Here is a 9,313-nt window from a genome sequence, read left to right as displayed (position 1 = left end):
GAAGGAGGTGCTCCGGCGTCGCAAGACCGATCTGGTGCTCCGCAATGATGCCCTGACGGACCGTGCGCTGCTGGTGCTGGACAACGGCCGGAAATCCCTCAACCCTCGCGACTGGCTCCGCGGGAGGCCTGCAGAACTGGAAACCTTCGAGGTCATCCGCAAGGACATCGATGAGCGCCGGTTGTGGGAGCAGGAGTGGGAGCAGCTGGGCGGAAAATGACCTTGCGGGCTGACCCTTGCAGCTGATGGTGCGTACGGTCTGGGGCCGGCCGGCCTTGTGGAGCCCATCGCCCCGGAGTACAACGGAGGCATGAGCGACGCAGTGAGGTCCTGGATGGAAAAGTACATCGCGGCGTGGACCACCAATGAGCCCGACGATATCCGCGCACTCTTCACCGAGGACGCCGTCTATGAAACCCGGCCGCATGACAGGGATCCCTGGCGCGGGCGCGAACAGATCGTGGATCGCTGGCTGGAGGCCCGCGACGAGCCTGAGGACTGGATCTTTGACTGGAACCTGCTCGGTACCGACGGCCCCTTGGCCTTCGTGCAGGGGTTCACCGACTATCTGGCCAACCCGCCCAGCTATGACAACCTCTGGGTCATCCGCCTGGAACCGGATGGGCGGGCGTCGGCATTCACTGAATGGTTTATGGAGCGCAAGGCCTGAAACCTCAGGCTCGGCTGGTGAGTCCGGCAATCAGCGGGACCACCTGCTCGGACAGGAGCACCACCCCAAGCAGCACCATGATGATTCCGCTGGCCAGGGTGACTGCGCGCGCGGCACCCGGGCGGGACTGCAGGAGTCTGCGGGCCAGCAGCGCTACGCAGGTGTAGACGGCCCCGGCGAGCAGGACAAAGGTCAGCCCCAGCAGGCCGGACTGGACCGGAACCGGGAGGGCAGCGTCCGGGCTGACGAACTGCGGCACCAGGGCCACGTAAAAGAGGAGCCCCTTGGGATTGATGCCGCTGGTCCCCATGCCCTGAAGGAAGGTCCGCAGCTGGTTGGAAGGTTTCCCGATGGTGTCGGCCGCCGCGAAGGATGCCCCACGCCAGGAGCGCAGGGTGCTGATGCCCAGCCAGAGCAGATAGCCCGCGCCGGCTACGGTCAGCCAGCCCAGGACGCCGGGCAGGCCGGTCAGCAGCGCCGCGAGTCCGGCCACCAGCAGCACGGTGTGCAGGACGTACCCGCCGCAGAGTCCGGCAACTGCGGGGACAAAACTGCGCTGCCGCAGTCCGGCGGTGATGGAGTAGGCCCAGTCCACGCCGGGGGTGCAGGCGAGGGCGGCAGCCACCAGCACAAAGGCGAAAAACAGCTGGGGGTTCATGGTTTGCTCCTGTCCGATGGGTACAGGACAAACCATATTGATTTCGCGGGCATAAGTGCTTACCTTTTTCGCTGAACGCTGGCATGCTTTGGTAAGATTTTTGCGTGATTGACCATATTGACAGGAATATCTTGCGTCACCTCAAGCAGGATGGCCGAATGACCGCCACAGCGCTTGCTGCCAAGGTGGGGCTGACGGTTGCGCCATGCCACCGCAGGCTGCGCGATCTTGAGGCCTCTGGCGTGATCCGGGGCTACAAGGCGGACATCGATCCGGCCGCAGTAGGGCTGGGCTTCGAGGCGATCGTGTTCGTCACCCTGCGCCAGGTGGACCGCTCCACCATGGAGATCTTCGAGAACCGGGTGGCGGACAACCCGAACATTGTCGAAGCCCAGCGGCTCTTCGGCTCGCCGGACTACCTGTTGAAGGTCATCGCCGAAGACCTGCCGGCCTACCAGCGTTTCTACGATGCCGAACTCACGTCACTGCCCGGCGTCGAACGGCTGACGTCCACGCTGGTGATGAAGAACCTCAAGTCCAACGCCGGCCCGCCGGTGTAGCGGCTCAGTCGCGGAGCAGCCCCGACGTTCGGTAGGGGATGACCTCGCGCAGGAACATGCTGGTCGAGGTGCGGACGATGCCGGGGCAGAGCCTGATCTCCTCTGACACCCGGTAAAGATCGTCGGGGCTGGTGGCCACCACGCGGATGAGCAGATCGGTATCGCCGGCGGGTGCATGGCATTCCAGGACTTCGGGGATTTCGCGGAGGGCAGCGATGGCCTCATTGAGGTGGCTTTGGTCCAGTTCTGCGCTGACGGCGGCGGCCACGCCACGGCCGAGGGCCGACGGCAGGACGCGGCTGCTGTTGGGCCGGAGGAATCCCGACGCCGTCATCCGCTCGAGCCGGGCCTGAACCGTTCCGCGTGCGAGGCCGAGCCGCTGGGCGAGGACCATGACCGGCACGCGGGGGTCCTCATCAAGGGCGAGGAGGATGCGGCGGTCCGTGGAATCCAGCTGCTGCTGCAATCTGATCAGTTCCTGTCGATTGTATTGGCCTGTGCTAGTCAGACTGACCAACGAATGGTGTGCCCGTTGTGCCAACTGTAGGTTCTCTGGTCAAATTATGGCAACAGGGCAGTGGCTACCGCCGATGCCCGCCAGGCTACAGGACCCCCGGCACACCACCCGGTCCCTGGACTCAGCTTCCCGCAAGGAAGCCGCCGCTGATTGACACTTGTTCACACCATGGTCACTCCGCAACCAGAGCAAGAGCCCCTGAGCCACGTCCGACTCCCGAAGCCGGCCGTAGCTGAGGGGCTCTTGTGTTTCCAGCTTCCACCACCCCGGATACTGCAACGCGGGGTCACTCCTTGTCCCTCCGGGCGTCTTTATTGGGCCTGAAGTGACCCCGCGTTGTCCTGTGAGGGATGCCTTGTTGCGTAGGGTTGGTCTTATGACCCCAGCAGGCCGCTTCGCCCCCAGCCCGTCAGGCGAACTGCACGTTGGCAACCTGCGCACCGCCATCCTCGCGTGGCTTTTCGCCAGGTCCACCGGCCGGGACTTCCTGCTGCGCATTGAGGACCTGGACCGTGCACGGGCCGGCGCGGAGGCTGAGCAGCTCCGCGATCTCGCAGCCGTCGGCGTGACCTGGGACGGCGCCGTCGTGCGCCAGTCCGGGCGATCAGGCCTGTACAGCGATGCGATCAGCAGGCTCAGTGCCGCCGGCCTGACGTACGAATGCTTCTGCACCCGCCGCGAAATCCAGGAGGCGCCGTCTGCCCCGCACGCACCGCAGGGCGCCTACCCGGGGACCTGCCGGAACCTGGAGCCAGCGGAACTGGAGATCAGGCGGTCCACCCGGCCGGCCGCCATCAGGCTTCGCGCCGAGGTCACGGAGTACACGGTGAAGGATGTCCTGCATGGTGCGTTCACCGGTGTAGTGGACGATTTTGTCCTGCGCCGCAACGACGGCGTGACGGCCTACAACCTCGCCGTGGTGGTGGACGACGCCGCCCAGGGAATCGATCAGGTGGTCAGGGGCGACGACCTGCTGCCGTCCACCCCGCGCCAGGCATATCTCGCCATGCTTTTGAATATTCCTGTCCCGGAATATGCCCATGTTCCCCTGGTGGTGAATTCCGACGGCGCCCGGCTGGCCAAGCGCGACGGTGCAGTCACCCTCGCCGACCTGGAGCTAAGTGGCCATCAGGCCACCGGCGTCCGGGACCTCATCCTGCGGTCCCTGGGACTGCCGGCCGGAAGGCTGGAGCAGGCGCTCGCAGCGTTCCGGCCGGACAGCCTCCCGCGGGAGCCGTGGGTGTGGACCGGCTTCCAGGGGACAGCTCAGGGCTGACCCGCAGAAAGCTTCCGAAGATCAGCCTTCCGGATCTTGCCACTGGCAGTACGGGGCATCTCATCGACGAAGACCACTGATTTTGGAATCTTGTAGCGCGCCAGCCGGCCCTCAAGGTGCGCCCGCAGGTCCTCCTCGGTGAGCCGGGCGCCCTCGCGCAGGAGCACCACGGCCCGTGGGACTTCACCCCACTTCTCATCCGGTACCCCGATGACGGCCACGCTGCCTACCGGGTCCAGTTCACTGATGGCCTGCTCCACTTCGGCGGGGTAGATGTTCTCTCCCCCCGAAATGATCATGTCCTTGAGCCGGTCCGAGACGAACACAAAACCGTCGTCGTCCTTGTAGCCCATGTCGCCGGACTTGAACCAGCCGCCCTCCGCATAGGAGTCCGCACTCGCCTCAGGCCGGTTCCAGTATTCGCGGATCACATTGGGACCCTTGATCTGGATTTCACCCACCGATCCCGGCGCCGCCACGGTGCCGTCGAAGTCGGCGATCCGCACATCCGTGAAGAAGTGGGGAAGCCCTGACGAGCCTGCCTTGTCCCTCGACCTGGCAGCGGGCAGTGTGGTGGCCCCGGGGGCGGTCTCCGTCATTCCGTAGCCATTGGAGAAGCGGAGGCCCCGTTTTTCGTAGGCGTCAATGACCCGCATTGGCACAGCGGACCCGCCGCAGGTCAGCTTGTTGAGCGAGCTGAGGTCCGAGGTGTCCCACGCAGGGTGCTCGCACAGCATCTGGTATGTCGTGGGCACCCCGCTGATAGTGGTGGCGCGGTGCTTTTCGATGAGTTCGAGGGTCCGCCGGGGATCGAACTTGGTTTCCAGTACCACTGTTCCGCCCTTGAGTATGGTGGGCAGGACCCCCATGTTCAGGGAGGCCACGTGGAACATCGGCGAGATCATCAGGGCTACATCGGTGGATGCAAAATCGAAGTCCACGATCACGTTCAGGCAGTTCCACGCCACGTTTCCGTGCGTCAGCAACGCCCCCTTGGGGTGCCCTGTGGTGCCGGACGTGTAGAGGATCATGGCGCCGTCGTCCAGGCCCACCTCTTCGTCGATGTACTGGTCCGCGCCGGCGGCGAGGACCTCCTCGAAGTCTTCCGCCGCCGTCGGGCCCTGTTCCTTGGTACCCACGGCATCCATCACTGAGATGCGGCGCGTGACGGCGGTGCCCGCTGAACCGGCACCGGCGAGGGCATCCAGGCTCAGTCCATGGATCAGGGCGGACGCCCCGCAGTCCACGAGCTGGAACTGGATTTCCGGCGGCGCCAAACGGGTATTCAGGGGGACGAAGATGGCCCCCAGCTGCCCGCAGGCGAACAGGGTTTCCAGGAAGGACGGATGGTTATCGCCCAGATAGGCCACCCTGTCCCCTCGGCCCACGCCGCCATCCCGCAGTGCGTTGGCCAGCCTGACGGACCGCTCGGCCAGCTGGTCATAACTCATTTCCTGCTGGCCGCTGATCAGGGCTGTCTTGCTGCCGGACTTGGGGCGGCGGCGTTGAAGCCACGAGCCGATGCCAAAGTTTTCCACGGCGAAATCCTTTCCGCTCAGGACTTGACTATCAGGAGGTCGTTGTTCTTCGGCTCCCGCGTCAGCAGGATGAAGACGATGGACACTACAGACATGATCGCAAGGTAAATGACCACGGAGCCCGTGTCCTGGCCGGAATCCTTGAAGATCTGCGCCACGATCCCGGGCGTGAATCCGGCACCGAGCAGGGTGGCCAGCTGGTAGCCCAGTGACGCACCGGTGTAGCGGGACGTGGTGCCAAACTGTTCCGACACGAACGCCGCCAGGGGACCGAACAAGGTGGAGTGGATCATGAGGCCGATGGCGAATGCCGCGAAGATCAGGGCGATGTTGTTTGAAGACAGCAGCGAAAACATGGGAATCAGGTAGATGACGAACAGCACCAGGCCGCCGATCATCACCGGCCGCCGCCCCAGTTTGTCCGAAAGCCGGCCACCCAGGATGACAAACACGATGGACAGGGCCGACGCCGCCGCGAAGGCGTAGAGAACGCCCTGCCGGTCGGCGCCCTTGGAGACCGCAAAGGTTACCGAGAAAGTTGCCAGCACTACCTGGAGGGCGAAGCCGGCGGCCCCGGCCAGCATGGTGAAGATCAGGGTCTTGGGGCGCCGCAGCACCTGCAGCAGCGGGATGTCCCGCTTGCTGGTCAGTCCCTGATTCCGCGCTTCCTGGTCGGCGCGTTCCCGCTCGACCTTTTCCTGCTCGAGCGCGGCCTTGAAGATGGGGCTCTCGGAGACCTTCAGGCGGACGAACATGCCCACGCCCAGCAGCACGAACGAGAGCAGGAAGGGCACCCGCCAACCCCAGGTGAGGAACTGATCGTTGGGCAGGGCCGAGAATGCTCCCATCATGAGCGTGCCAAGGACGGCGCCGGTCGGGGCGCCGGCGTTGACGAAGGAGGCCGCAAAGCCGCGTTTCCCGGACTCGGAGTGCTCCAGGGCCATGAGCGCTGCGCCACCCCATTCGCCGCCCACGGCGATGCCCTGGAAGACACGCAGGATCACCAGGAGTACAGCACCCCACGGCCCGGCCACGGACGCATCCGGCACCACGCCGATGAGTGTGGATGCGATGCCCATGACCAGCATGGAAATGATGAGCATGCTCTTACGGCCAACCTTGTCACCGAAGTGGCCGAAGATGATGCCGCCCAGGGGCCGGGCGACGTAGCCGGCGGCGAAGGTGCCGTAGGCCGCCACCACGCCTACCCAGTCGTCCATCCCGCTGAAGAAGACCTTCGGGAAGACCACGGCCGCGGCGGTGGCATAGAGGAGGAAATCGTAGTATTCGATGGTGCTGCCGAGGTAACTGGAGGCGATGACGGTGCGCGCTTCCTTGCGGCGCTCCGCGGTGCCCATGGCTTGAAGCTGGGTGATTCCGGACATGGCTGTTCCTTTTGGTACGGATGAGTACAGAAGAAAAGACGAGGGGTGTGGTGCGGAAACGTGGGAAGTCGGAGGGCTACTTGTAGAACCGCGCCAGGAATTCCGCGACGACGGCGGGGCGTTCCTGGCCTTCGATCTCGATGGTGTTGGCGACCTTGATCTGGGCGCCGCCCTTGACCTCGGTGACCTCGGCGATGGTGGCCTGCATGCGGATCCGCGAGCCCACCTTCACCGGCGACGTGAAGCGGACCTTGTCCAGGCCATAGTTCACTTTGGTGGTGACGCCGTCGACGTCGAACAGCTCGCCCCAGAACGGGATGATGAGCGAGAGGGTGAGGAAGCCGTGGGCGATCGGTGCGCCGAACGGGCCGTCTTTGGCGCGTTCCGGGTCCACATGGATCCACTGGTCATCGCCGGTTGCGTCAGCGAATGTGTTGATCTGTTCCTGCGTGATTTCACGGTATTCGGTGACACCGAGGTCGGTGCCGGCGAGGGTGAGCAGTTTGTCGAAGTCGACGACGAGATTGGGCATCTTTGCCTCCAGTTTGGGGGTCGGTTCCTGATCGGGGATGGTGAAAGTACGACGACGGGCAGTTCAGCGGGTGAAGGCGCTTTCGCCGGTGAGGGCGCGGCCAATGATGAGGGCGTTGATTTCGTGGGTGCCCTCGTACGAGTAGATTGCCTCGGCGTCCGCGTGGAACCGGGCCACGTCGGTTTCGAGGGTGATGCCGTTGCCGCCCACAACCTCGCGGGCCAGCGCAACGGTTTCCCGCATCAGCAGGGAAGTCTGCATCTTCGCCAGGGCTGAATCCTGGTCCCGGTAGATGCCCTTGGCCTGCTGTTCGGTCAGCCGGACCACCAGGGACAGTGCAGACGTGACGTTGCCGAGCATTCTGGCCAGCTTCTCCTGGACCAATTGGAAGGAGCCCAGCGAACGGCCGAACTGCTGGCGCTCTTTGACGTAGCGCAACGCGGCTTCGAAGGCGCCGGCCTGGACGCCAGCGGCGATCCAGGCGACGTCGGAGCGCATGGCACGCAGCATCGCTGCCACGTCGCGGAAGGAGTTCACGTTATGCAGGCGCATGGACTCCGGAACCCGCACCCCGTCCAGGGTGATGTGCGCGTTCTGCATCATCCGCAGGGATGTCTTCCGGTGGATCTTTTCCAGCGTCACGCCGTCGGCCTGGCGGTCAACCAGGAAGGCCTTCACCTGGCCGTCGGCCACGTCGCGGGCAAAGACCGCCAGGACGTCGGCGCTGGCAGCGCCGCCGATCCAGCGCTTGGCACCGTCAATGATCCAGCTGTTGCCTTCGCGCCGTGCGGTGGTGGAGAGCCCGCCCGCGATATCGGAGCCTGACTCGGGCTCGGTCAGGGAGAAGACACCCTTGAGCGAGAAGTCGATGACCTTGGGCATCCATTCCCGCTGCTGTTCAGCCGAGGCGCCCACCCTGATTGCGGTCCGGAAAAGCCCGGCCTGCGAGGTGTACCAGGTTGCCAGCGAGGCATCGGTGCGGGCGAGCTCGAAGATCCGGAAGCCCTGGTAGATGCCGCGGGCCGGAACACTTCCCGCACCCACGTGAGCCCCGTCAGCCCCGGCGGCTCCGGCAGCCGCGGCGGCGCCGGTCAGTTCGGCGGGTTCCATCAGGTCCAGGTCGATCAGCGGCTGTACGAGTTCAGTGGGAAACTCCCCGCGTTCCCAGTGATCGGCCAGCAGCGGACGGGCTTTCTCATCCAGGAAGCTGCGCAGCCTGCACAGGATGCGCCGTTCGTCCCCGGTCAGGAGGGACTCGGCGTCGTAGTAGTCACAGACCTCATAGAGCCGGGTCTGTTCTGAAGCGGGGTCTGTTATGGCGTTGATGGCCGTGGTGGCAGTCATATCAGCCTCCGAGTCCGAGCAGGCGGACGGCATTGTGCTTGAGGATCTTGGGCCTGATCTCGTCTTTGAGCGGAAGGTCCGCGAAGGCACCGAGCCACTTTTCCGGTGTGATGAGCGGGAAATCGGTGCCGAACAGGACCTTGTCCTGGAGGTAGGAGTTGGAGGCTCGTACGAGGGATTCCGGGAAGTACTTGGGGGACCAGCCGGAGAGGTCGATGAACACGTTTGCCTTGTGCGTAGCGATGGAGTTGGCCTCGTCCTGCCACGGAACGGAGGGATGGGCCATGATGATCTGCAGTTCCGGGAAGTCCGCGGCGACGGCGTCCAGCAGGAGCGGGTTGGAGTAGCCCAGCTTGATTCCGTAGCCGCCGGGAAGGCCCGCGCCCATGCCGTTCTGGCCGGTGTGGAAAATCGCCGGTAAGCGGAGGTCCTGGAGCGTATTCCAGAGGGGGTAGAACTCTTCGTTGGACGGGTCGAAGCCCTGCAGGCTCGGGTGGAACTTGAAGCCGCGGGCCCCTAATTCCTCGGCCTGGTGAACGGCTCCGCGGATCGCTTCCGGTCCGGTGCGCGGGTCCACGCTGCCAAAGGGAATCAGGACGTCGTTATTGCGGGCAGCGCCCGCGATCAGATCCGGAATGCTGTTGGGCTCGTGGTTGAGCTGGGTGCGGGCATCCACGGTGAACACGACGGCGGCCATGTTCAGTTCGCGGTAGACCTCGGCGATGCGGTCAAGGGAGGGGGTTCGGTCCTCGGATTTGAAGTACTTGGCTGAGGCTTCGGTGAGGGTTGGGGGCAGGGACTGATGGCCGTGGCCGTCCACCTCGAGGTGGACG

At 64.7% G+C, this 9,313-nt stretch carries 10 protein-coding genes and 1 pseudogene; 4 read left to right on the top strand and 7 right to left on the bottom strand.

The window, feature by feature from the left end:
* Both DBR22_RS02255 and DBR22_RS02250 read left to right on the top strand, forming a co-directional pair.
* Nucleotides 1–220, top strand: a pseudogene (locus DBR22_RS02255) (hypothetical protein); the annotation flags it as partial.
* A 90-nt stretch (nt 221–310) separates the two neighbouring features.
* Nucleotides 311–670: a nuclear transport factor 2 family protein gene (locus DBR22_RS02250; protein ID WP_108597596.1), complete on the top strand. Its 360-nt coding sequence runs from the start codon at nt 311–313 to the stop codon at nt 668–670.
* Nucleotides 671–674: 4 nt separating this feature from the next.
* On the opposite strand, the gene DBR22_RS02245 is transcribed toward DBR22_RS02250, so the two are convergent.
* Nucleotides 675–1,328 (bottom strand): LysE family translocator, encoded by a 654-nt coding sequence (locus DBR22_RS02245; protein WP_108597595.1) that lies wholly within the window; start codon nt 1,326–1,328, stop codon nt 675–677.
* 104 nt (nt 1,329–1,432) lie between these two features.
* On the opposite strand from DBR22_RS02245, the gene DBR22_RS02240 reads away from it, so the two are divergent.
* Entirely contained in the window at nt 1,433–1,888 is a 456-nt protein-coding gene (locus DBR22_RS02240; RefSeq protein WP_108597594.1) for an Lrp/AsnC family transcriptional regulator, read from the top strand.
* Between the two features lie 4 nt (nt 1,889–1,892).
* Here DBR22_RS02240 and DBR22_RS02235 read toward each other — a convergent pair whose 3' ends face one another.
* Nucleotides 1,893–2,354: an Lrp/AsnC family transcriptional regulator gene (locus DBR22_RS02235; protein ID WP_375134869.1), complete on the bottom strand. Its 462-nt coding sequence runs from the start codon at nt 2,352–2,354 to the stop codon at nt 1,893–1,895.
* A 427-nt stretch (nt 2,355–2,781) separates the two neighbouring features.
* On the opposite strand from DBR22_RS02235, the gene gluQRS reads away from it, so the two are divergent.
* On the top strand, nt 2,782–3,681 hold the full coding sequence (gene gluQRS, locus DBR22_RS02230; protein WP_108597593.1) for a tRNA glutamyl-Q(34) synthetase GluQRS: 900 nt from the start codon (nt 2,782–2,784) through the stop codon (nt 3,679–3,681).
* Here gluQRS and DBR22_RS02225 read toward each other — a convergent pair.
* The 5 genes from DBR22_RS02225 to DBR22_RS02205 form a co-directional block, all read right to left on the bottom strand.
* Nucleotides 3,672–5,219, bottom strand: coding sequence for an acyl-CoA synthetase (locus DBR22_RS02225; protein ID WP_108597592.1), 1,548 nt, complete (start codon nt 5,217–5,219; stop codon nt 3,672–3,674). The genes gluQRS and DBR22_RS02225 overlap by 10 nt on opposite strands.
* 17 nt (nt 5,220–5,236) lie before the next feature.
* Nucleotides 5,237–6,604: an MFS transporter gene (locus DBR22_RS02220; protein ID WP_108597591.1), complete on the bottom strand. Its 1,368-nt coding sequence runs from the start codon at nt 6,602–6,604 to the stop codon at nt 5,237–5,239.
* Between the two features lie 76 nt (nt 6,605–6,680).
* Entirely contained in the window at nt 6,681–7,136 is a 456-nt protein-coding gene (locus tag DBR22_RS02215) for a MaoC family dehydratase (protein ID WP_108597590.1), read from the bottom strand.
* Between the two features lie 63 nt (nt 7,137–7,199).
* A complete protein-coding gene (locus DBR22_RS02210; RefSeq protein ID WP_108597589.1) occupies nt 7,200–8,480 on the bottom strand; it encodes an acyl-CoA dehydrogenase family protein in 1,281 nt (426 codons plus the stop codon).
* A 1-nt stretch (nt 8,481) separates the two neighbouring features.
* Nucleotides 8,482–9,313: amidohydrolase family protein (locus DBR22_RS02205; RefSeq protein WP_108597588.1), on the bottom strand; the 832-nt coding region annotated here is incomplete at its 5' end.

This window comes from Arthrobacter sp. HMWF013 (assembly GCF_003061105.1).
GTDB lineage: Bacteria > Actinomycetota > Actinomycetes > Actinomycetales > Micrococcaceae > Arthrobacter.
This window is presented reverse-complemented; position numbering and strand designations above follow the sequence as displayed.

Excerpts from the sequence above, each read along its gene's own strand:
- DBR22_RS02250 (WP_108597596.1), top strand. The coding sequence starts at position 311 with ATGAGCGACGCAGTGAGGTCCTGGATGGAAAAGTACATCGCGGCGTGG.
- DBR22_RS02245 (WP_108597595.1), bottom strand. The coding sequence starts at position 1,328 with ATGAACCCCCAGCTGTTTTTCGCCTTTGTGCTGGTGGCTGCCGCCCTC.
- gluQRS (WP_108597593.1), top strand. The coding sequence starts at position 2,782 with ATGACCCCAGCAGGCCGCTTCGCCCCCAGCCCGTCAGGCGAACTGCAC.
- DBR22_RS02220 (WP_108597591.1), bottom strand. The coding sequence starts at position 6,604 with ATGTCCGGAATCACCCAGCTTCAAGCCATGGGCACCGCGGAGCGCCGC.
- DBR22_RS02215 (WP_108597590.1), bottom strand. The coding sequence starts at position 7,136 with ATGCCCAATCTCGTCGTCGACTTCGACAAACTGCTCACCCTCGCCGGC.
- DBR22_RS02210 (WP_108597589.1), bottom strand. The coding sequence starts at position 8,480 with ATGACTGCCACCACGGCCATCAACGCCATAACAGACCCCGCTTCAGAA.